Annotated in this window: 16 protein-coding genes; 9 read left to right on the forward strand and 7 right to left on the reverse strand. The window is 70.1% G+C overall.

Features of this window, described 5'->3' with window-relative positions:
* Nucleotides 1-77: 77 nt before the first annotated feature.
* The 5 genes from sfnG (at nt 78) to purH (ending at nt 5942) form a co-directional block, all read left to right on the forward strand.
* On the forward strand, nt 78-1235 hold the full coding sequence (gene sfnG, locus AU196_RS23905) for a dimethylsulfone monooxygenase SfnG (protein ID WP_059097557.1): 1158 nt from the start codon (nt 78-80) through the stop codon (nt 1233-1235).
* A gap of 145 nt (nt 1236-1380) precedes the next feature.
* A complete protein-coding gene (locus AU196_RS23910; protein ID WP_059097558.1) occupies nt 1381-2268 on the forward strand; it encodes a DUF5336 domain-containing protein in 888 nt (295 codons plus the stop codon).
* A gap of 56 nt (nt 2269-2324) precedes the next feature.
* Complete coding sequence (locus tag AU196_RS23915; protein ID WP_059097559.1) at nt 2325-3725, forward strand: cell division protein PerM; 1401 nt, start codon at nt 2325-2327, stop codon at nt 3723-3725.
* A gap of 19 nt (nt 3726-3744) precedes the next feature.
* Nucleotides 3745-4374 carry a phosphoribosylglycinamide formyltransferase gene (gene purN / locus AU196_RS23920; protein WP_059097560.1) on the forward strand — a complete coding sequence of 210 codons (630 nt, stop codon included), beginning with the start codon at nt 3745-3747 and terminating at the stop codon, nt 4372-4374.
* Complete coding sequence (gene purH / locus AU196_RS23925; RefSeq protein WP_059097561.1) at nt 4371-5942, forward strand: bifunctional phosphoribosylaminoimidazolecarboxamide formyltransferase/IMP cyclohydrolase; 1572 nt, start codon at nt 4371-4373, stop codon at nt 5940-5942. Before purN ends, purH begins: the two co-directional genes overlap by 4 nt.
* Nucleotides 5943-5952: 10 nt before the next feature.
* On the opposite strand, the gene AU196_RS23930 is transcribed toward purH, so the two are convergent.
* Together AU196_RS23930 and AU196_RS23935 are read right to left on the reverse strand one after the other, a co-directional pair.
* Nucleotides 5953-7071, reverse strand: a complete 1119-nt coding sequence (locus AU196_RS23930; protein WP_059097562.1) for a GGDEF domain-containing protein — start codon at nt 7069-7071, stop codon at nt 5953-5955.
* 100 nt (nt 7072-7171) lie between these two features.
* A complete protein-coding gene (locus tag AU196_RS23935) occupies nt 7172-8908 on the reverse strand; it encodes an LpqN/LpqT family lipoprotein (protein ID WP_059097563.1) in 1737 nt (578 codons plus the stop codon).
* 79 nt (nt 8909-8987) lie between these two features.
* On the opposite strand from AU196_RS23935, the gene AU196_RS23940 reads away from it, so the two are divergent.
* The 4 genes from AU196_RS23940 (at nt 8988) to AU196_RS23955 (ending at nt 15396) form a co-directional block, all read left to right on the forward strand.
* Complete coding sequence (locus AU196_RS23940) at nt 8988-10370, forward strand: sigma 54-interacting transcriptional regulator (RefSeq protein ID WP_059097564.1); 1383 nt, start codon at nt 8988-8990, stop codon at nt 10368-10370.
* Nucleotides 10371-10423: 53 nt separating this feature from the next.
* Nucleotides 10424-12409 carry a VWA domain-containing protein gene (locus AU196_RS23945; RefSeq protein ID WP_059097565.1) on the forward strand — a complete coding sequence of 662 codons (1986 nt, stop codon included), beginning with the start codon at nt 10424-10426 and terminating at the stop codon, nt 12407-12409.
* A gap of 105 nt (nt 12410-12514) precedes the next feature.
* Nucleotides 12515-13852 (forward strand): PE-PPE domain-containing protein, encoded by a 1338-nt coding sequence (locus tag AU196_RS23950; RefSeq protein ID WP_059097566.1) that lies wholly within the window; start codon nt 12515-12517, stop codon nt 13850-13852.
* 236 nt (nt 13853-14088) lie between these two features.
* Nucleotides 14089-15396, forward strand: a complete 1308-nt coding sequence (locus AU196_RS23955; RefSeq protein WP_231737696.1) for a PE-PPE domain-containing protein — start codon at nt 14089-14091, stop codon at nt 15394-15396.
* Here AU196_RS23955 and AU196_RS23960 read toward each other — a convergent pair.
* From AU196_RS23960 to AU196_RS23980, 5 genes are all read right to left on the reverse strand, one after another.
* Complete coding sequence (locus AU196_RS23960; RefSeq protein ID WP_059097568.1) at nt 15393-15986, reverse strand: DUF1707 SHOCT-like domain-containing protein; 594 nt, start codon at nt 15984-15986, stop codon at nt 15393-15395. The two genes, AU196_RS23955 and AU196_RS23960, sit on opposite strands and share 4 nt — an antisense overlap.
* A 253-nt stretch (nt 15987-16239) precedes the next feature.
* Nucleotides 16240-17007, reverse strand: coding sequence for an enoyl-CoA hydratase family protein (locus AU196_RS23965; protein WP_059097569.1), 768 nt, complete (start codon nt 17005-17007; stop codon nt 16240-16242).
* A 13-nt stretch (nt 17008-17020) separates the two neighbouring features.
* Entirely contained in the window at nt 17021-18190 is a 1170-nt protein-coding gene (locus AU196_RS23970; protein WP_059097570.1) for an acyl-CoA dehydrogenase family protein, read from the reverse strand.
* Nucleotides 18187-20154 carry an acetyl/propionyl/methylcrotonyl-CoA carboxylase subunit alpha gene (locus AU196_RS23975; protein ID WP_059097571.1) on the reverse strand — a complete coding sequence of 656 codons (1968 nt, stop codon included), beginning with the start codon at nt 20152-20154 and terminating at the stop codon, nt 18187-18189. Before AU196_RS23975 ends, AU196_RS23970 begins: the two co-directional genes overlap by 4 nt.
* A gap of 91 nt (nt 20155-20245) precedes the next feature.
* Complete coding sequence (locus AU196_RS23980) at nt 20246-21838, reverse strand: acyl-CoA carboxylase subunit beta (protein WP_059097572.1); 1593 nt, start codon at nt 21836-21838, stop codon at nt 20246-20248.
* Nucleotides 21839-21880: the final 42 nt, after the last annotated feature.

The raw sequence follows: 21880 nt of genomic DNA on the forward strand, positions 1-21880 counted from the left end.
AAGCGCGAAAGTGGGCCATTCGGATCGCGCCGATCCATATACGTGACGACGGATGGGGCGATTGCTGCCATGTATCCATGAGCACCGAACGCATCGCCGACCACGTCAAGTTCGCCTACTGGGTGCCCAACGTCAGTGGCGGCCTGGTGACCAGCGACATCGAGCAGCGCACCGACTGGAACTACGAATACAACAGGAAACTCGCGCAGACAGCGGAGAACAACGGCTTCGAATACGCGCTGAGCCAGGTCCGGTACGAGGCCAGCTACGGCGCCGAGTTCCAGCACGAGTCGACCAGTTTCAGCCTGGCCCTGCTGCTGGCCACCGAGCGGCTCAAGGTCATCGCCGCCGTCCACCCCGGGTTGTGGCACCCCGCGGTCCTGGCCAAGCTCGGCGCCACCGCCGACCAGCTGAGCAACGGCCGGTTCGCCGTCAACGTCGTCTCCGGCTGGTTCAAGGACGAGTTCACCCACCTCGGCGAGCCGTGGCTCGAACACGACGAGCGCTACCGCCGCAGCGCCGAGTTCCTGCAGGTGCTGCGCAAGATCTGGACCGAGGACGACGTGGACTTCCGGGGCGACTTCTATCGGATTCACGACTTCACCCTCAAGCCGAAACCCGTCAACACCCCCCAGCGGCCCAACCCGGAACTCTTCCAGGGCGGCAACTCGACCGCCGCGCGACGCAACGGCGGCCGCTACGCGGACTGGTACTTCTCCAACGGCAAGGACTTCGACGGCATCACCGAACAGATCGTCGAGGTGCGCGACCACGCCCGGGCTGCCGGCGGTGCCGGCAATTCAGCAGGCGCGGGCCGGGAGGTCAAGGTCGGGCTCAACGGATTCATCATCGCCCGCGACACCGAGCGGGAGGCCAGGGACGTCCTCGAGGAGATCGTCGAGAAGGCCAACAAGCCGGCCGTGGAGGGTTTCCGCAACGCCGTGCAGCAGGCCGGGAACTCGACGGCCGACAAGAAGGGGATGTGGGCGGATTCGTCGTTCGAGGATCTGGTCCAGTACAACGACGGCTTCCGCACCCAGCTGATCGGCACACCCGAGCAGATCGCGGAACGCATTGCGGCATACCGCAAACGCGGCGTCGACCTGATCCTCGGCGGCTTCCTGCACTTCCAGGAGGAGGTCGAGTACTTCGGTGCGCGGGTGCTGCCGCTGGTGCGTGAGATCGAGGCGTCCGAAGCGTCCTCGGCGGACAGCCCGGCGCTCGCGGCCGTGTGAGGCGGCGGCGGCGGCGGGGTTAGACACCGTCGTGCGCCGGGTACGAGCGTGGGTGCGCTAGCGTGGGAGAGCGAATTGCTCAGGTGGTCCGTGTTCATGCGCACGCGTTGCCCACGTCAGACGCCCGATCAGCACAGGAGAGGTCATGACCTACTCACCCGGTAGCCCCGGATATCCACCGGCCAATCAGCCCACCACCCAGTTCTCGGCGCCGACGCAGCACTTCGGCAAGCTGCCCGAGCCGCCTGCCTCCGGCGAAGGCCCGAACAAGCTGCCCGCCTACCTGCTCATGGTGGTCGCGGCCCTCGGCCTGCTCGTCTACCTCTGCAACTTCGGGCCGATCTTCGAGGTCAGCGCCTCGGACTTCCTCGGCCAGGGCGGCACCGTCAGCGGTTCGACGCTCGGCATCGGGCTGGCGGTGATCTCGGCGCTGGCCGCCGGCCTGCTGGCCGGGGTGACGCTGTTGTCGAAGGGGCGCACCTACGTCGCGATCGCGGCCGTGCTGTCGGTGCTGGCGTTGCTGCTGGTGATCGCCGAACTGATCAACAAGCCGTCCGAGGCCTCGATCGGCTGGGCGCTCTACGCACTGATCATCCTGTCGCTGCTGCAGGCCGGGGCGGCCGTCGCGGCGCTGCTCTTCGACACCGGCGTCCTCACCCCGCCCGCACCGCGGCCCAAGTACGACCAGCAACAGCAGCAGTACGGCCAGTACGGCGGTCCCGGTGGACCCGGCGGCTACTACGGTCAGCCGCACTCCGGAGCGCACCAGCCGCAGCAGCACCTCACCGGCTCGCACCAGCAGGCGCCGCAGCAGCAGCGCCCGGGCTACCCGTCGCAGTACGGCGGCGGCTACCCGGGCGGCGGGGGACCGTCGACCGGCGGCTTCCAGACCCCGGGACAGCAGAGCGGTCCGCCGACCCCTCCCACCGGTTTCCCGACCTACGGTCAGCCTCAGCAGCAGCAGGGCGGCGGTTCCGGCCAAGGCCAGCAGCCGCCGTCGACGCAGCAGCAGTCCGGCCAGAACCCCTCGTAACCTGACCGCGCGTGCGTGAACAGCGCGCACGCCAGCCTGTGCGAGGGGCCCAGTTAGTGGACAACCGGCCGGTCGGCACCCGCCAGGCCCGCGAACTGTTGCGGGTCGCGTTCGGGCCGTCCGTCGTGGCGCTCGTCGTCATCGCGGCGGTGACGCTGTTGCAGTTGCTCATCGCGAACAGCGATATGACGGGTGCCTTCGGCGCCATCGCGAGCATGTGGCTGGGCGTGCACCAGGTACCGGTGTCCATCGGCGGCCGGGAACTCGGCGCGATGCCGTTGCTGCCCGTGCTGATGATGGTGTGGGGGACCGCCCGCACCACCGCGGCGGCGACGTCGCCGTACGGCTCGTGGTTCGTCACCCGCTGGGTGGTCGCCTCCGCGCTCGGCGGGCCGCTGCTGATCGCGGCGATCGCACTGGCCGTCATCCATGACGCCGCCTCGGTGCTCACCGAGCTGCAGACCCCGTCGGCGCTGCGCGCGTTCGGCGGGGTGCTGGCCGTCCACCTGATCGGCGCGGCGATCGGGGTGGCGTCGAAGGTGGGTCGCCGCACGGTGCAGACCTCGCCGCTGCCCGACTGGCTGCCCGACGCGTTCCGCGCGGCCGCGGCCGGTGTGCTGGCGCTCGCCGGTCTGTGCGGCGTCGTCACCACAGGCTCACTGATCGTGCACTGGTCGACCATGCACGAGCTGTTCGCGATCACCGATTCGGTCTTCGGCCAGTTCAGCCTGACGGTGCTGTCGCTGCTGTACCTGCCCAACGTCGTCGTGGGCGCGGCCGCGGTCGCGGTCGGGTCGAGCGCGCACATCGGCCTGGCGACGTTCAGTTCGTTCACCGTGCTGGGTGGGGACGTCCCGGCGCTGCCCATTCTGGCCGCGGTGCCGACACCGCCGTTGGGACCGGTCTGGGTGGCGCTGCTGATCATCGGCGCCGCCTCCGCGGTCGCCGTCGGTCAGCAGGTCGCCCGCCGGCCCGCACCGATCCACGTCGCCGCGGCGAAGCTCGTCGTCGCGTCGGCCCTCGCCGCCCTGACCATGGCGCTGCTCGGCGCCGCGGGCAGCGGGCGGCTCGGCAACTTCGGTCACGTCGGGGTCGACCAGACCACGTTCGGACCGGGGGTTTTCCTGTGGTTCACGGTGATCGGCGGGCTGACCGTCGCGATGACCGGCGGCATCGTCCGTCGGCCGCGGCGCGTCCGTGTAGCCGACCCCGCACCCGATCCCGATCCGGAGCCGGCGTCCGAGCGCGACCTCGGCGACGCCGAGACCGGGCCGATCCTCGACCCGGACCCCGAGACCACTGACACCCCCGGAGACCCCCTGCCGGATGCCGAACCGCCCGCATCGGATGACTCCGCGGCGGCGTTCGACCCCGAGGAGCACTTCATCGCCGACGACGCCGGCGCCGGAGGTGCCCCCACCGGCCGTGCCCCTACCGACGACGAACCGCGCCGCTGAGCCGACTAGGCTGCTGCGCGTGCAGCAACCGCTTCGCGTGCCTCCGAGCGCACCTGCGCGGCTGGTCGTGCTCGCCTCGGGCACCGGATCGCTGCTCGCCTCGCTGCTCGAGTCCGCCGTCGGCGACTATCCGGCGCGCGTCGTCGCCGTCGGGACCGACCGGAAATGCGCCGCACTCGACATCGCCACCGACGCCGAGGTGCCCACCTACACGGTCCGGTTGGGGGACCACCCCGACCGCGGGGCGTGGGACGCCGCGATCACCGCCGCGACCGCCGAACACGAACCCGACCTCGTGGTGTCCGCCGGCTTCATGAAGATCCTGGGGCCGCAATTCCTCGGCCGCTTCCCCGGCCGGGTGGTCAACACCCACCCCGCCCTGCTGCCCGCCTTCCCCGGGGCGCACGCCGTCGCGGACTCCCTCGCCTACGGCGTTCGGGTGACCGGCTGCACCGTGCACCTGGTCGACGCCGGGATGGACACCGGCCCGATCCTCGCGCAGGAGAGTGTGGCGGTGCGCGACGGTGACGACGAGGCGACCCTGCACGAGCGCATCAAAGTGGTCGAACGACGACTGCTGGTGGATGTCCTGGCCGCGATGGCGCAGCGCGGCGTGACCTGGACCGGACGAAAGGCGACCATAGGATGAGCGATGACGGGACGAAGAAGCCGATCCGGCGCGCACTGATCAGCGTCTACGACAAGAGCGGGCTGACCGAACTGGCCCGCGGGCTGCACGAGGCCGGCGTCGCCATCGTGTCCACCGGTTCGACCGCGAAGACGATCGCGGGCGCCGGGGTCCCGGTCACCCCGGTCGAGCAGGTGACCGGCTTCCCCGAGGTGCTCGACGGCCGCGTCAAGACCCTGCACCCGCACGTGCACGCCGGACTGCTGGCCGATCTGCGCAAACCCGAACACGTCGCGGCGCTCAGGAAGCTCGGCGTCGAAGCGTTCGACCTCGTGGTGGTCAACCTCTACCCGTTCAGCGAGACCGTCGAGTCCGGCGCGTCGGTCGACGAGTGCGTCGAGCAGATCGACATCGGCGGCCCGTCGATGGTGCGCGCAGCCGCCAAGAACCACCCCAGCGTGGCGGTGGTCGTGGAACCGAACGGCTATGACGGGGTGCTGGCCGCGGTGCGGTCCGGCGGATTCACGCTCGCCGAGCGAAAGATCTTGGCGTCGTTGGCGTTTCGGCACACCGCCGAATACGACGTGGCGGTCGCGTCATGGATGGGTTCGACGCTGGCGCCGGAGGAGCCCGCCCAGCAGCTGCCCGCGTGGGTGGGCGGCACTTGGCGGCGCGCCGCCGTGCTGCGCTACGGCGAGAACCCGCATCAGCAGGCGGCGCTCTACCGCGACGCCACCGCGTGGCCGGGGCTGGCGCAGGCCGAGCAGTTGCACGGCAAGGAGATGTCGTACAACAACTACACCGACGCCGACGCGGCGTGGCGCGCCGCATTCGACCATGAGGAGATCTGCGTCGCGATCATCAAGCACGCCAACCCGTGCGGTATCGCGATCTCGTCGGTGTCGGTGGCCGATGCGCACCGCAAGGCCCACGAGTGCGACCCGCTGTCGGCGTTCGGCGGGGTGATCGCGACGAACACCGCCGTCAGCGTCGAGATGGCCGAAACCGTCGCCGAGATCTTCACCGAGGTCATCATCGCCCCGGCCTACGAGCCCGGCGCGGTGGAGATCCTGTCGCGCAAGAAGAACATCCGCATCCTGGTGGCGTCCGAACCTCCCACCGCCGGAACCGAACTGCGACAGATCAGCGGCGGCCTGCTGGTGCAGCAGCGCGATGCGCTCGACGCCGCGGGCGACGATCCGGTCAACTGGACACTCGCGACCGGCGACCCGGCCGACCCGGCCACCCTGGCCAACCTCGCGTTCGCCTGGCGGACCTGCCGGGCGGTGAAGTCGAACGCCATCGTCGTGGTCGCCGACGGCGCCACCGTGGGCGTCGGGATGGGGCAGGTCAACCGGGTCGACGCGGCGCGGCTGGCCGTGCAGCGCGCCGGTGACCGGGTGCGCGGCTCCGTCGCCGCCTCGGATGCGTTCTTCCCGTTCCCCGACGGGCTGGAAACGCTCACCGACGCGGGCGTGAAGGCGATCGTGCACCCCGGCGGCTCGATGCGCGACGACGTGGTGACCGATGCGGCGGCCAAGGCCGGTGTCGCGCTCTACCTCACGGGCGCGCGGCACTTCGCGCACTGATCGCCCGCCGCTACAGCGGCGGTTCGTCGTCCTTGAGTGCCCGCAGCGGTGGACATTCGATGTGGTGCGCCTGATTGCCCCCGGCGCGGCGGGCCACGACGACGGCCGAGCGGGCGATCTCGAGCAACTCCTCGAGCACCTGCTCCGGCGGGCGTTCGGCGAGCGCCTGCATCGGCGTGCTGACCACCCCGATGCTCGCCGACGTCCGCGGCGGCGTGGTGCGGATCGCGCCGCGCACCCGCTCGACGAGCGCTGAGCTGTCGGTCGTCGGGAAGCTGTCGGCGATCAGGAATTCCGTCTCGGGCAGATGGGCGATCACCGCGTTCTGCCGGGTGGTCTCGCGCAGGGTCTGCGCGGCGGCGACGCGGGCCCGTTCGCCGGCCTGCCTGCCCTTGGCCTGGGTCAGCAGGGCGAAGTTGTCCAGGTCCACGACGACGAGGACGAAGAAGCGGTCGTCGTCGCGGTTGCGGGAGCTGATGTACGCCGCGGCGGCGCGGTCGAAGGCGTCGCGGTTGTACAGCCCGGTCAGCGGATCGATGTCGGCGTTCAGCACGTCGATACCCAGCAGGTGCACCAGCGCATGGCAGACCGACGGGGTGGCGAGGTAGACGATGACCAGGAAGACCAGCGTCGAGATCGCCAGCGCCGGATCCCCGTCGAGGGCGACCCGGAGGGCGAGCACGGTTGTGGTGAGCAGCGCCACGACGAAGTTGAAGGCCATCATCCGCGGTGTGTGGAAGAACGCGATGTACCCCGCGAGGACCGCGAACGTCGCCGCGCCGAACATGCCGTTGAACGGATCGTTCTTGACCAGACACCCCGCGCTGATCGCCAGGGCCGCCGCGACCACGAACCCGGCCGACTGACGCTGGGTGGGCCAGCCCTCCCGCAGCCAGCCGATCGCCATGCCGACCAGGGCCAGCGAGATGACCACGGTCGCGATGCGTCCGCCCGTGCCGGTCGGGCCCGCCGGGCTGGCCAGCGACACCAGGAGGACGACGGCGAATCCGACGAGTGCCCCCGCCACCACCCGGCAGATCCCGCGCTGCGCGCCTCGCGCCGCGAGGAATGCGGTGAGCCAGTAATAGTGGTCGGGTTGGCGCCACCATTCGCGCACTGCGCTCGTCATGAACCCCCTCGAGCTGACGGTCGACCTCAACCTGTTGATGACGTCGACAACTGCAGCTTGGCCCGGCAAACGCGCCGGCGCAACTGTCGGGCGCGAGCGGTCAGGGTGCGATCGTGGTCTGCCGGTCGACCACCGCGCCCACATCGGTGATGAGCCGGCTCTCGGCCGCCGGCGCGTCGCCGTTGACCTGCAGGATGAACAGGCCGTCGGCCGTGTCGAGGACGACGGTCTTCTGCCAGGTCGCCCGCGGGCGGCCGTCGCGTTCATAGGTGCCCTCGACCTGCACCCCGCCGAATCCGGCGAGGGTGACGGGGGTGGCCGCACCCGTCCTGGCGGCGGGCAGGGTCCTCAGTTCGTTCGGGGCGTACTCGAGGATCCGGGCGGCATCGACGTCACCGGACAGTTCGGACATCAGCGAGATCACCGTCGGCGGGTCGACGTTCGCGGGCAGCCCGTCGAACACCATCGCCGAATACGCCCAGGACGGCGCGCGGGACCCCGCGTCGGACCAGCCGGGTGGGATCGGCAGCGTGACGACCGGGGCGTCGGGTGTCTCCCGGCGGATCGGCGCCTCGACGATGCGGTTGTCGCGGATGTAGTCGGCGATCGTGTAGGCCGATCCGTCGGCGCGCACCGACGTCGCGGGGGGCCGCGCGGTGGTGGTCGTCGGGGTGGGGTTCGGCGCGGCGTCGTCGGACCCGCTCAGCGCGACCACCGAGACCACCGCCGCGACCAGCACGACGACGGCGAGCGCGACGCCCGCGGCGAGCAGGCCCCTGCGGCGGCGCTTCGGCGGCCGCCCCGGCGCAGGCCCGTACTGCGCGCCGGGATGCGGTGCGCCGGTGGGCATCCACGGCGAGACCAGCACCGGTGGGCCCGGGGGCCCGGCGGAAGGCTGGGCGGGCGGCGCCGAGATCGGGGGCCCCGGGTAGGAGACGCCCGGTGGCGGACCCGCCTGCCCCGTCGGCGACGCGCCCCACGACGGCGGCGCGGTAGGACCATCGGCCGCCTGAGCCAGGGCCACGGCGAAATCGTGGCAGGAGTGGAACCGTGCCGCGGGATCCTTGGCCAGTGCGCGGGCCATCGCCGCGTCGAACACCCGCAGTTCCGGGCGGCTGTCCCCGAGTCGCGGAGGCGGGGTGTTGAGGTGGTGGCTGATGATCACCGCGGGGTTGCTGTGCGGGAACGGCGGGCTGCCCGTGAACAACCGGTAGGCCGTCGCGGCCAGTGAGTACTGATCGGCCCGGCCGTCGATGGGGTGGCCCATCAACTGCTCGGGCGCGCTGTAGCTCATCGATCCGACGGCGATGTTCGACGACGTCAGGCCGGTGTTGTCCTCGGCGTGGCGGGCGATGCCGAAGTCGGCGAGCAGGATTCGCCGATGCGCCCGGTCCGGACCGGTGATGAGGATGTTGGCGGGCTTCACATCGCGGTGCAGCAGCTGCCGTTGGTGGGCGTAGTCCAGTGCGTCCGCGACGGCGGTGACGATCTCGACGACGTCGGCGGCGGGCATCCCGTTCGGAAACCGGTCGACGAGCAGCCGGGCGGCGTCGTGGCCGTCGACGAAATCCATCGAGATCCACAGCCGGCCGTCGTACTCCCCGCGGTCGTGCACCCCGACGATGTGCGGATGCCACAGCGCGGCGGCCAGATCGGCCTCGCGGCTGAAGCGGTGCCGGTACTCGTCGTCGGCGGAGAACGAGGCGGGCAGCACCTTGAGCGCGTCCTGCCGCGGCAGTCGAGGATGCTGCGCGAGATACACCTCGCCCATGCCGCCGGTGCCCACCAGCCGAACGATGGTGTACCCCGCGAAGACCTGACCGGTTTCCAACGGCATGGGCGCAGACTACCGGCCGTCATAGTTCGCTCACGGGGGAAGCGGTGCCGCATCCGGCGCGCAGTCGTAGCGTGGAGAGGTGACCCAACCTCATGATCTGCCCCGGACCGTCGGTGAGCTACGCGCCTCCGGCCATCGCGAGCGGGGCGTCAAACAGGAAATCCAGGAGAATCTGCTGGCCGGACTGGCCGAAGGCCGGGACATGTGGCCCGGAATCCTGGGTTTCGAGGACACGGTGATCCCGCAACTCGAGCGGGCACTGATCGCCGGACACGACATCGTGCTGCTCGGTGAGCGCGGCCAGGGCAAGACCCGGCTCCTGCGCGCACTGACCGGACTGCTCGACGAGTGGACGCCCGTCATCGAGGGTTCGGAACTGGGCGAGCACCCGTACAGCCCGATCACCCCGGAGTCGATCCGGCGGGTCGCCGATTCGGGTGACGACCTGAAGGTGGCGTGGCGGCACCGCAGCGAGCGCTACACCGAAAAGCTCGCCACCCCCGACACCAGCGTCGCCGCCCTCGTCGGCGACATCGATCCGATCAAGGTGGCCGAGGGCCGCAGCCTCGGCGATCCGGAGACCATCGCCTACGGTCTGATCCCGCGTGCGCACCGCGGCATCGTCGCCGTCAACGAGCTGCCCGACCTCGCCGAGCGCATCCAGGTGTCGATGCTCAACGTGATGGAGGAGCGCGACATCCAGGTCCGCGGCTACACCCTGCGGCTGCCGCTGGACGTTCTCGTCGTCGCCAGCGCGAACCCGGAGGACTACACCAACCGCGGCCGCATCATCACCCCGCTCAAGGACCGGTTCGGCGCGGAGATCCGCACGCACTATCCGTTGCGGCTCGACGCCGAGGTCGGCGTCATCACCCAGGAGGCGCAACTCGCGGCGTCGGTGCCCGAATACCTGCTGCAGATCCTCGCCCGCTTCGCGCGCAACCTGCGCGAATCGCAGTCGGTGGACCAGCGTTCGGGTGTCTCCGCGCGGTTCGCGATCGCCGCGGCCGAGACCGTCGCCGCGGCCGCCCGGCACCGGTCGACGATCCTCGGCGAGCAGGAGCCGGTTGCCCGCGTGGTCGACCTCGGCACGGTCATCGACGTCCTGCGCGGCAAGCTCGAATTCGAATCCGGCGAGGAGGGCCGTGAACAGGCGGTGCTCGAGCATCTGCTGCGCCGCGCCACCGCCGACACCGCGCAGCGGTTGCTCGGTGGACTCGACGTCGGACCGCTGGTCGCCGCGGTCGAGGAGGGATCCCCGGTGACGACGGGTGAGCGGGTCTCGGCCAAGGACGTTCTCGCCGCGCTGCCGGATCTGCCCGTCATCGACGCGATCGCCACCCGGCTCGACGCGCAGACCGACGGTGAGCGGGCCGCGGCCGTCGAGCTGGCGCTGGAGGCGCTGTACCTGGCGAAGCGGATTGACAAGGTCTCCGGCGAAGGCGAAACCGTCTATGGCTGACAGCCGTACGACGATCAAGCGGCGAGGGACGAGCCGCGTTGAGGAGTGCGGCCATGGCTGAGCGGCACGGGCGCTCCTCCCGGTACTCCCGCTACACCGGCGGGCCGGATCCGCTGGCCCCGCCGGTCGACCTGCGTGAGGCGCTCGAGCAGATCGGCGAGGACGTGATGGAGGGCAGCTCACCCCGGCGCGCCCTGTCCGAGCTGCTGCGCCGCGGCACCAAGAACATGCGCGGCGCCGACCGGCTGGCCGCCGAAGCCAACCGGCGGCGTCGGGAGCTGCTGCAGCGCAACAACCTCGACGGCACCCTGCAGGAGATCAAGAAGCTGCTCGACGAGGCCGTGCTCGCCGAACGCAAGGAGCTCGCCCGCGCCCTCGACGACGACGCGCGGTTCTCCGAGATGCAGATCGAGTCGCTGTCCCCGTCGCCCGCCAAGGCCGTCCAGGAGCTGTCCGACTACCAGTGGCGCAGCCCCGAAGCGCGCGAGAAGTACGACCAGATCAAGGATCTGCTCGGCCGCGAGATGCTCGACCAGCGCTTCGCGGGCATGAAGGAGGCGTTGGAGAACGCCACCGACGAGGACCGCCAGCGCGTCAACGACATGCTCGACGACCTCAACGATCTGCTGGACAAACACGCCAAGGGCCAGGACTCCCCCGAAGACTTTCAGGACTTCATGGCCAAGCACGGGGAGTTCTTCCCGGAGAACCCGCGCAACGTCGAGGAACTGCTCGACTCGCTGGCCAAACGCGCCGCGGCCGCACAGCGCTTCCGCAACAGCCTCTCACCCGACCAGCGCGCCGAACTGGACGCGCTGGCGCAGCAGGCATTCGGGTCGCCGTCGCTGATGAACGCGCTCAACCGGCTCGACTCGCACCTGCAGGCCGCCCGTCCGGGCGAGGACTGGACGGGGTCGTCGGAGTTCTCCGGCGACAACCCGCTGGGGATGGGGGAGGGGGCGCAGGCGCTGGCCGACATCGGTGAGCTCGAACAGCTCGCCGAGCAGCTGTCGCAGAGCTACGCGGGCGCCTCGATGGACGATGTCGACCTCGACGCGCTGGCACGCCAGCTCGGCGACCAGGCCGCCGTCGACGCGCGGACGCTGGCCGAACTCGAACGCGCCCTGATGAACCAGGGGTTCCTCGACCGCGGATCCGACGGCAAGTGGCGGCTCTCGCCGAAGGCGATGCGCCAGCTCGGCCAGGCCGCACTGCGCGACGTGGCCCAACAGCTCTCCGGCAGGCACGGGGAGCGCGACACCCGGCGGGCCGGGGCCGCGGGCGAGTTGACGGGAGCGACGCGTGCCTGGCAGTTCGGGGACACCGAGCCGTGGAACGTCACCCGCACGCTGACGAATGCCGTACTGCGCCAGGCCGGTACGGGTGAGCGCGAGATTCCGTTGAGCATCACCGTCGAGGACGTCGAGATCTCCGAGACCGAGACCAGGACGCAGGCCGCGGTGGCGCTGCTGGTGGACACCTCGTTCTCGATGGTGATGGAGAACCGGTGGCTGCCGATGAAGCGGACCGCGCTGGCGCTCAACCACCTGGTGAGCACCCGGTTCCGCTCCGACGCGCTGCAGATCGTCGCGTTCGGACGGTACGCGCGGACTGTCAGCGCCGCCGAGTTGACCGGTCTGGAGGGCGTCTACGAACAGGGCACCAACCTGCACCACGCGCTGGCCCTGGCCACCCGGCACCTGCGCCGGCATCCGAACGCCCAGCCGGTGGTGCTGGTGGTGACCGACGGGGAGCCGACCGCCCACCTCGAGGACTTCGGAGCGGGCGGCAACGGCGCCCAGGTGTTCTTCGACTACCCGCCGCACCCCCGGACCATCGCCCACACCGTGCGCGGTTTCGACGAAGTCGCCCGCCTCGGCGCCCAGGTCACGATTTTCCGGTTGGGCAGCGACCCCGGCCTGGCCCGCTTCATCGACCAGGTGGCCCGCCGGGTCCAGGGCCGGGTGGTGGAGCCCGACCTCGACGGACTCGGTGCCGCCGTGGTCGGCGACTACCTCACCTCACGCCGGAGGCGGTGACTCCTACGCACTTCCGGACGTTGTGCGCTATTGTTTGCTGACTTCGCAGCGTCCGGTCGGGTGGGGAAGGCCCGTGGCGGACTGTCACAGGCCTGAGGGGAATCGATGGCGAACCACCGCGCCCAACCGTGTCGACGGAGCGCCGAGCGCACCCCGCCGGGACGCCTTCGTCGGGCGGCGCTACCCGCTGCGCTCAGCGGTGTGATCGTCGCCAGCGTCGCCACCGCGGGCGGCGTCGCGGTCGTGAGCCCGGAGACCGTCGCCTCGTCGATGTACGAGCTGTCGGCCCTGATCACCGAGGGCAGTTCGACCAACCCGACCGGCGCCGGTATCGAGGACTTCTACGGCGGCACGTTCGCCGAGGGACGTGACCGGATCACGGTCAACTTCTTCACCGGACCGTTCGGCGTGTACGACGCGCTCCGCGCGCGCCCCGACGAGCACAACGTCGTCATGTCCTCCGGCTGGGGGGCGGCCAACGTGAGCCTGCTGCTCACCTATCTCGACGCGACCGGCGGCGTCGACGGCGTCGCCACCAACGCCGTCTACGTCCTCGACAACAGCGTGGCACGGCCCAACGGCGGCTTCGGCACCCGTTACCCGGTGTTCGCGGTCATCGGCGTGAACCCGCTGCCGACACCCACATCGCCGGGCGCGCCGGTGATCGACATCGGCTACGAGTACGACATCAACGGCAACACCCCGGCCTATGTGCTCAACCCGTTCGCGATGGCGAACTCATTGGCGACCTACTTCGACAACCGGCTGAACCAGAACGACGTCGACCTGCCGGTCACCGCGGACGGCGATCTCGACCTCACCGACGCGGAGTGCGACAGCATCTGCCGGGCGTCGATCGAGGGTGGTGAGGACACCACGGTGGTGCTCGAGTCCGGTGAGACCGTCGTCGTCAAACAGGTCGGCCAGACCACCTACATCAGCTACCGCCGCGACGGGCTGCCGTTGCTCCAGCCGTTGCGCACCTACGGCGGGGAGGCAGGCAACCGGTTCGCCGACGCGATCGAGGATCCGCTGACCGACCTCGTCAACTTCGGCTACCCGGGCAACGATCCGCTGGCCGATCCGGACGTCTACCGGCCGGCCGCGCTGCTGCCCACACCGCGGGAGACCGCGACGTTCCTGCGCAACCTCGCCGATCCGGACAACAACCGCAGGCGGACCGTCACGACGACCGTCACGCCGGAGACGACGGCCGACGACCTGTCCGCCGCAGTGGAAGAGGTCGATGCGGACACCGACGCCGCGCACTCCACCGCACCGCGGCCCCGGCGGTCGAACCCTGTCGGCACCGTCATCCGGAACACGATCAAGCAGTGGACGAAGCCGGCGCCGAAGAAGACGAGCACGCGGGACACCGGCGCGGTGGACGAGTCTGCCGAATCGTCCGAGCCGGCCGCGGACACCGACGACGCGACGGAGTAGCGGTTCTCGGGTCCGTCGCGCGGACGGCAATTTATTTGACTACGCGCACATCGCATTTTCGGTTCGCGTTCACCTCTGTTGATCATCGCCTCAGCTGCGCTACCGTTTGCTCAATTCACGCCGTCCGGTGAGGAAGTGGGAGGCCCACGGGACGGATCGCAGCTTCTTGAGGGGATTCGATGGCGAAGCATCGCACTGTGCGCACATCCGGACGTCGGTCATCGGTCGGGCGGCTCATGGCCCCCGGTGGTCTCGCCGCCGCCGCGGTCGGCGCCACCGGCCTGTCGTCGGCGTTGATGACCGGGGCGACGACGGCTGTCGCGCCGTCGGTCGATCTGATCGCGCTGATCACGCCCGCCAACTCGACGTCGCAGATCTTCGCGGGCACCACGTACTACGGCAATGACTACGCCGACGACGGCTACGGCGAACAGCAGATCGTCCCGTTCTTCCTCGGGCCGCAGGGCATCGCGGACGCGATCAGGGCCGCCGACGACGACCCGCGAGGCACCGTCGTGCTGTCGTCGGGCTGGGGCGCCGGCCAGACGGGCACCGCGCTGGGGATGCTCTCTGAAGAGGACCGGGACAACATCGACCTGGTCATCCTCGACAACAACACCAACCGCGCGGGCGGTGGCTTCTGGACCACGTACTCGCCGTTCGCGCCGCTGCTGCTGACCTCGGCCGCACCCACGCCGACCGACACGGGTGTTCCCGTGCTGGATGTCGCGTACGAGTACAACATCAACTCGAGCGCCCCGGTCGATCCGCTCAACCCGTTCGCCCTCGGCAACAGCCTGGTCGCCTACCTCTACGGCTACGGAGCGCAGCAGACCGCGGAAGTTCCGGACGCGATCATGACGGAAGCGAAGACTCCGGACGGCCCCCACTACCACTACGTCCTGAATTCCGACGGCGAGATCGTGAGCCAGACGCCGGTGGACGGCACCACCACCTACGTGACCTTCGAATCCGACGGTCTGCCCCTGGTGCGTCCGCTGCGCCTGCTGCCCGGTGGCGACATCGTGGCCGATGCGCTGGAGCCCACCCTGACCGAACTGGTCAACGCCGGCTACGCCGACGGCCTGGGTATGGAGGACAACCCGGCGATTCCGGTCGACCCCACCGTGGTCCGACCGATGCAACCCGGTTCATCGCTGCTGAACCTGGGCGGCGTTCCGGATTCGATCGACGAGGGCCTGAGCGACGGTGCGGAGACGGCGCGGGAGGACTTCTCCCAGCCGACGAACTTCGTGACCAAACCCGTCGACGAAGCGGCCAACCTGCCGGTGCTGTCGACGCTCGTCGAGCAGCCGACGACGGAGCGTTCGACGACTGAACTCACCGACAAGGACGCCGAGGAAGTCCTGCCCGAGGACGACGAGGGCAACGACGACGGTTCCTCCTCGGGATCCGAGACGCCCGCGAAGAAGCTCGGCCAGCGATTCACCGACCGGTTGAACGACGTGGTCAAGAAGGTGACCGGCGGCGCGTCGACCGCGGCGAAGACCGACGACGCGGCCAACGGCGACGAGACGGATTAGCCGGCGGCGGCCTGCTTGCGCTTCTTGCGCTTGACCGCGACGCTGCCCCACAGCGCGAATCCACCGATCCGCACGCACGGCGCCCCTGGGGTGCCGTCGCCGGAGACGCTGTGGTCGAACGAGCCCATGACCGCGACGCCGCGCAGGTCGACGTTGACCTCCGGCGGCACCAGGATCGTCTGCCCCCCGAACACCGAGTACGCCCGGATGTCCACCTCGGGGGCGGTGAAGTCCGCATAGCGCAGGTCGACGACACCGCCGCCGAAGAACGCCAGGGTGGTGAGCCGACACGGGACGTTCCACCGGCCGCGTCGTTCGAACCCGCTCATGATCGCCAGCAACACTGTCGACGGCGCAGGACGGCACGGGCCGGTACCGCGCGGTGTGGTCATCGCACCCGGCAGGTCCGCGCTCAACGACGCGAGCTCGTCGTAGGTCTGGGCGGCGTACGCCTTGGTCAGGCGGCTCTCGTACTCGGACATCTGGAGGCGTCCCTGCGCCGCGGCATCAGTGAGCAACTGCGCGACCTGAATTCGATCGGTGTCGGCAGCGCGCTTCGACCCGTTCCGCGGCGTTGCAGGTGTGCTCATCAGAGACGAGCCTACGACGAACGCTGGCACATGCAACAGTGTTGGCTAAACTGTGCCCTCACTCGTGACGGCGAACCATCTAGGCCGTCGAAGTTGCTGCCGCCTCGCGGTGGTCCCGCCGCAAAGCCATCCTCGTACGCTGGGCTTATCGGCGTCATTCGAGGCCCGATGTGTAACGCGCCTCGACGCTTCCGGATCGCTGCGATTTCAACCACATTGTTCGCCGCGATCGCCGTCCACGCGCCGCGCCGCGTCAGATCCGCCATCGCGGCGGGCGCTTCTCGAGGAAGGCCAGCATCCCTTCGCGGGCCTCCTCGGAGACGAACAGCGCGGCGGACTGCTCGACCAACGCCGCCGCGTCACGGTCGAACGCCCGCAGCAGCGCGGCCGTCGTCAGCGCCTTGGACGCCGCCAGGCCCTGGGGTGATCCCCGGCCGATCTGTGCGGCCAACTCCGTGACCGTGGACTCGACGTCGTCGGTCGCCACGGTCGCCAGCCCGATGCGCTCGGCCTCCTGCGCGCCGAACGTCTCGCCGGTCACGAAGTACCGGCCCGCGGACCGCGGCGTCATCTTCGGCAGCAGGGTCATCGAGATGATCGACGGCGCGACGCCGATGCGGGCCTCGGTGAGCGCGAACGTGCTGGCCGGTCCGGCCACCACGATGTCGCAGGCGCCGACGAGGCCGAGACCGCCGGCCCGCACGTGCCCGTCGATCGCGGCGATCACCGGTACCGGCGACTCGAGGATCGCCCGCAGTGTCCCCGTCAGTTCCCGGGCCCGGTCGACCGCGACGTCACCCGGTTCCCGTCCGGCGGCTTCGCGCAGATCGGCGCCCGCGCAGAACGTGCCGCCGGTGTGGCCGAGCACGACGGTCCGCACGCCGGCGTCGGCGGCGGCCCGGCGCAGCCCGTCGTGCAACTGCTCGACCAGGACCGTCGACAGGGCGTTGCGGTTCTGCGGCGAGTCCAGCGTCAGCCGGGCCACGCCGCCGTCGACGGCGTAACGCACCAGATCGGACATCAGCGGGCCGCCATCAGTACGAGCGGGGCAGGCCGAGCGACGTCTGCGCGACGAAGTTGAGGATCATCTCGCGGCTGACCGGGGCGATGCGGGCGAGCCGTGATGCGGTCACCGCCGCCGCCACGCCGTACTCCTTGGTCAGCCCGTTGCCGCCCATCGACTGCACGGCCTGGTCGACGGCGCGCACCGACGCTTCGCCCGCCGCGTACTTCGCCATGTTGGCGGCCTCCGCGGCGCCGGCGTCGTCGCCGCCGTCGTAGAGCGCCGCGGCCTTCTGCATCATCAGTTTGGCCAGTTCGATCTCGATGTGGTTCTGCGCGAGCGGGTGCGACAGACCCTGGTGAGCGCCGATCGGCGTCTTCCACACCTGCCGGGTCTTGACGTAGTCGACCGCGCGGTTGATCGCGAAGCGGCCCATGCCCACCGCGCTCGCCGCGCCCATGATGCGCTCGGGGTTCAGGCCCGCGAACAACTGCGCGATCGCCGCGTCCTCCGACCCGACCAGCGCGTCGGCGGGCAGGCGGACGTCGTCGAGGAACAGCTGGAACTGGTTCTCGGGGCTGATCAGTTCCATCTCGATCTTGGTCCAGTTCAGGCCCGGGGTATCGGTCGGCACGACGAACAGCGCGGGTCGAAGAGATTCGGACTTGTGGGCTCCTTCAGTGAAGGCGCGTCCCACGACCAGCACCGCCTGCGCCTGGTCGACGCCGGAGATGTAGACCTTCTGGCCGTTGAGGATCCAGTCGCCGCCGTCGCGGCGCGCGGTGGTGGTGATCCTGTGCGAGTTCGACCCGGCGTCGGGTTCGGTGATCGCGAACGCCATCGTGATCGAGCCGTCGGCGATGCCGGGCAGCCAGCGCCGCTTCTGCTCGTCGGTGCCGAACTTGCTGATGATCGTGCCGTTGATGGCGGGGGAGACCACCATCATCAGCAGCGCCGATCCGGCCGCTGACATCTCCTCCATCACCAGCGACAGCTCGTACATGCCTGCGCCGCCCCCGCCGTACTCCTCGGGCAGATTCACCCCGATGAAGCCGAGCTTGCCCGCCTCGGCCCACAGTTCATCGGTGTGCTCGCCCGCGCGGGCTTTCTCGAGGTAGTAGTCCTGGCCGTAGTTGGCGGCCATCGCGGCCACCGCCTGGCGCAGGGCCTGCTGCTCGTCGGTCTCGACGAAGCCGGTCATGGGGTTTCTCCTTCGGTCTGCACGCGGGCGAGGACGGCACCGACCTCGACCTGCTGGCCTGGTGTGACGGTCAGTTCGGCGAGCGCACCGTCGCCGGGGGCGGTCAGCGTGTGCTCCATCTTCATGGCCTCGAGCCACACGAGTGGTTGGCCCGCGGTGACGGTGTCCCCGACGGCCGCACCGACCCGCACCACCGCGCCGGGCATCGGCGCGATCAGCGAGCCGTGCGCGACGGCGGACTCGGGGTCGGGGAAGCGCGGCAACGCGGCGAACTCCGCGGCGCCCAGCGCCGAGTCGACGAACACCGCGTCACCGTGGCGGGCGACGTCGAACGGGAATTCGACGCCGCCTGCGGCCAGCACCACCCGCTGCGGGGTCGCCGACACCAGGTGCACGTCGTCGTGGCCGGCGAACTCCACACCGCTGCGGGTGAACCGGTAGCGCACCTCGTGCTCCTCGCCCGCGGTGTCGCGGTACCGCTTGGTCTGATGACCGGAGGACAGGTTGCGCCAGCCGCTCGGGACGGCGGCGAACACCGTTGCCTCACCCCGGTTCCGGGCCGCATCGGACAGCGCCGCGGCCAGCACGGCCAGTCGGGCGGCCCGGCCGTCGGCGGTGGGCGCGGCGAGTTCGGCGAGGCCGTGGGTGTCGAAGAACGCCGTGTCGGTCGCCCCGTCGAGGAAAGCCGGATGTCGCAGCACGTTGACGAGCAGGTCGCGGTTGGTGCGGACCCCGTGCAAGCGGGTGCGCAGCAGCGAGTCGGCCAGGATCGCCGCGGCCTGCCTGCGGGTCGGCGCGTAGGAGATCACCTTGGCGAGCATCGGATCGTAGAAGATCGACACCACCGAGCCGTCGACGACGCCGGAGTCCACCCGCACGCCGGCGCGCCGCTGCGGTTCGAACCGCACCGCGGCGCCCGGCACGTCGAATCGGTGCACGGTGCCGGCCTGAGGCTGCCAGTTGCGCGACGGGTCTTCGGCATACAGGCGCACCTCGATCGAATGACCTTGTGCGACAGGCGGTTCGGGGTCGAGCCGGTGACCGTCGGCGACCAGGAGCTGCAGTTCGACGAGATCGAGTCCGGTGGTGGCCTCGGTGACGGGGTGCTCGACCTGCAGCCGGGTGTTCATCTCGAGGAAGTAGAAGTCGCCGTCGGCGTCGGCCATGAACTCGACAGTGCCTGCGCCGGTGTAGCCGATCACCTCGGCGGCGAGGCGGGCCGCGTCGAACAGCTTGGCCCGCATCCCCGGGGTGCGTTCGACGAGCGGCGACGGTGCCTCCTCGACGATCTTCTGATGCCTGCGCTGGATCGAGCACTCCCGCTCGCCGACCGCCCACACGGCGCCGTGCCCGTCGGCCATCACCTGGACCTCGACGTGATGGCCCGCGGCGAGGTAGCGCTCGCAGAACACCGTGGGGTCACCGAACGCCGACTGCGCCTCGCGCTGCGCGGCCTCGACCTCACCGGCGAGGGTGTCGAGGTCGCGCACCACTCGCATGCCACGGCCCCCGCCGCCCGCGGACGCCTTCACCAGCACCGGCAGCTGATCGGCCGTCACGCTTGCGGGGTCGAGTTCGTCGAGTACCGGCACCCCGGCCGCGGCCATCATCTTCTTGGCCTCGATCTTGCTCCCCATCGCCGCGACCGCGGCGACCGGCGGGCCGATCCACGTCAACCCGGCGTCCTGCACGGCAGCGGCGAATTCGGCGTTCTCCGAGAGGAATCCGTAACCCGGATGGACGGCGTCCGCCCCGGCGGCGCGCGCGGCCGCGATCAGCTGGGCGCTGTCGAGATAACCGGTGTTGCCCTCCAGCCGCACCCGCGCGTCCGCCTCGGCGACGTGCGGCGCGCCGGCGTCGGGATCGGTGTACACGGCGACGGTGCCGACACCGAGGCGGCGGCAGGTGGCGAACACGCGGCGGGCGATCTCCCCGCGATTGGCGACGAGCACTCGGGTGATCATGACTGCCTTTCCGCCTGCCGAACGTGAGCTTGTGTGCGAGCGATGTCGGAGATCTCGCGCACGAGCTCACGTTCGCGGGCCACTGTGGCGCTCACATCCGGAAGACGCCGAAGTTCGACGTCCCCTCGATCGGACCGTTGGCGATGGCGGACAGGCACATTCCCAGCACGGTGCGGGTGTCACGGGGATCGATGACCCCGTCGTCGTAGAGGCGACCCGACAGGAACATCGGCAGCGACTCGGCCTCGATCTGCGCCTCGATCGCCGCCCGCAGTGCAGCGTCGGCGTCCTCGTCGACGACCTGGCCCCGCGCCTCCGCGGCCGCGCGGCCGACGATCGAGATCACGCCGGCCAACTGCGTCCCGCCCATCACCGCCGCCTTGGCGCTCGGCCAGGCGAACAGGAACCGGGGGTCGTAGGCGCGTCCACACATGCCGTAGTGGCCGGCGCCGTAGGAGGCGCCGATCAGCAGCGACAGGTGCGGCACGGTCGAATTGGACACGGCGTTGATCATCATCGAGCCGTGCTTGATCATCCCGCCTTCCTCGTACTGCTTGCCGACCATGTATCCGGTCGTGTTGTGCAGGAAGAGAAGTGGCGTATTCGAGCGGTTCGCCAACTGGATGAACTGGGTGGCCTTCTGCGACTCCTCGCTGAACAGCACACCGCGGGCATTGGCCAGGATGCCGATCGGGTAGCCGTGCAGCCGCGCCCACCCCGTCACCAGCGACGAGCCGTACAGCGCCTTGAACTCGTCGAACTCCGAGCCGTCGACGATGCGGGCGATGACGTCGCGCGGATCGAACGGGATCCGCAGGTCGGGTGGGACGATGCCGAGCAGTTCCTCGCTGTCGAACAGGGGCTCGGTCACCGGGGCCGGTGCCGGACCCTGCTTGTGCCAGTTCAGCCGCGCGACGATGCGCCGGCCGATCCGCAGCGCGTCGAGTTCGTCGACCGCGAAGTAGTCACCGAGACCGGATGTGCGGGAATGCATCTCGGCGCCGCCCAGTGATTCGTCGTCGGACTCCTCGCCGGTGGCCATCTTCACCAGCGGCGGTCCGGCCAGGAACACCTTGGAGCGCTCCTTGATCATCACCACGTGATCGGACATACCGGGCACGTACGCGCCGCCGGCGGTGGAGTTGCCGAAGACCAGGGCGACGGTCGGGATTCCCGCCGCCGAGAGCCGGGTGAGGTCGCGGAACATCTGCCCCCCGGGGATGAAGACCTCCTTCTGCGTCGGCAGGTCGGCCCCGCCCGACTCGACCAGTGAGATCACCGGGAGCCGGTTCTGCAGCGCGATCTGGTTGGCACGCAGGATCTTCCGCAATGTCCACGGATTGCTGGTGCCGCCCTTGACGGTCGGGTCGTTGGCGACCACCAGGCATTCGACGCCGCTGACCGCGCCGATGCCGGTGACCACGCTGGCGCCCACGGTGAACTCGCTGCCCCACGCGGCCAACGGGCTCAGTTCCAGGAAGGGGGAATCCGGGTCGAGGATCAGCTCGATGCGTTCGCGGGCAGTGAGTTTGCCTCGGGCGTGGTGGCGTTCGACGTACTTGGTGCCGCCGCCTGCCAGCGCCTTGGCGTGTTCGGACTCGAGTTCGGCGAGTTTGGCGGCCATGGCGTCGGCGGCTTCGACGAAGCCCGGCGACGAGGGATCGAGCGTGGACTTCAGCGCCATTGCGCCTCCTGCGTCGCCGAGCGTGCGGCTGTTGCGAGATCT

Source organism: Mycobacterium sp. IS-1742, from assembly GCF_001500125.1.
GTDB lineage: Bacteria > Actinomycetota > Actinomycetes > Mycobacteriales > Mycobacteriaceae > Mycobacterium.

Bases quoted from the DNA above. Each gene is read 5' to 3' on its own strand.
- AU196_RS23980 (WP_059097572.1), bottom strand. From the start codon at position 21,838: ATGGCGCTGAAGTCCACGCTCGATCCCTCGTCGCCGGGCTTCGTCGAA.
- AU196_RS23960 (WP_059097568.1), bottom strand. From the start codon at position 15,986: ATGAGCACACCTGCAACGCCGCGGAACGGGTCGAAGCGCGCTGCCGAC.
- purH (WP_059097561.1), top strand. From the start codon at position 4,371: ATGAGCGATGACGGGACGAAGAAGCCGATCCGGCGCGCACTGATCAGC.
- AU196_RS23950 (WP_059097566.1), top strand. From the start codon at position 12,515: ATGGCGAACCACCGCGCCCAACCGTGTCGACGGAGCGCCGAGCGCACC.
- AU196_RS23955 (WP_231737696.1), top strand. From the start codon at position 14,089: ATGGCCCCCGGTGGTCTCGCCGCCGCCGCGGTCGGCGCCACCGGCCTG.
- AU196_RS23965 (WP_059097569.1), bottom strand. From the start codon at position 17,007: ATGTCCGATCTGGTGCGTTACGCCGTCGACGGCGGCGTGGCCCGGCTG.
- sfnG (WP_059097557.1), top strand. From the start codon at position 78: ATGAGCACCGAACGCATCGCCGACCACGTCAAGTTCGCCTACTGGGTG.
- AU196_RS23945 (WP_059097565.1), top strand. From the start codon at position 10,424: ATGGCTGAGCGGCACGGGCGCTCCTCCCGGTACTCCCGCTACACCGGC.
- AU196_RS23935 (WP_059097563.1), bottom strand. From the start codon at position 8,908: ATGCCGTTGGAAACCGGTCAGGTCTTCGCGGGGTACACCATCGTTCGG.
- AU196_RS23975 (WP_059097571.1), bottom strand. From the start codon at position 20,154: ATGATCACCCGAGTGCTCGTCGCCAATCGCGGGGAGATCGCCCGCCGC.
- AU196_RS23930 (WP_059097562.1), bottom strand. From the start codon at position 7,071: ATGACGAGCGCAGTGCGCGAATGGTGGCGCCAACCCGACCACTATTAC.
- AU196_RS23970 (WP_059097570.1), bottom strand. From the start codon at position 18,190: ATGACCGGCTTCGTCGAGACCGACGAGCAGCAGGCCCTGCGCCAGGCG.
- AU196_RS23910 (WP_059097558.1), top strand. From the start codon at position 1,381: ATGACCTACTCACCCGGTAGCCCCGGATATCCACCGGCCAATCAGCCC.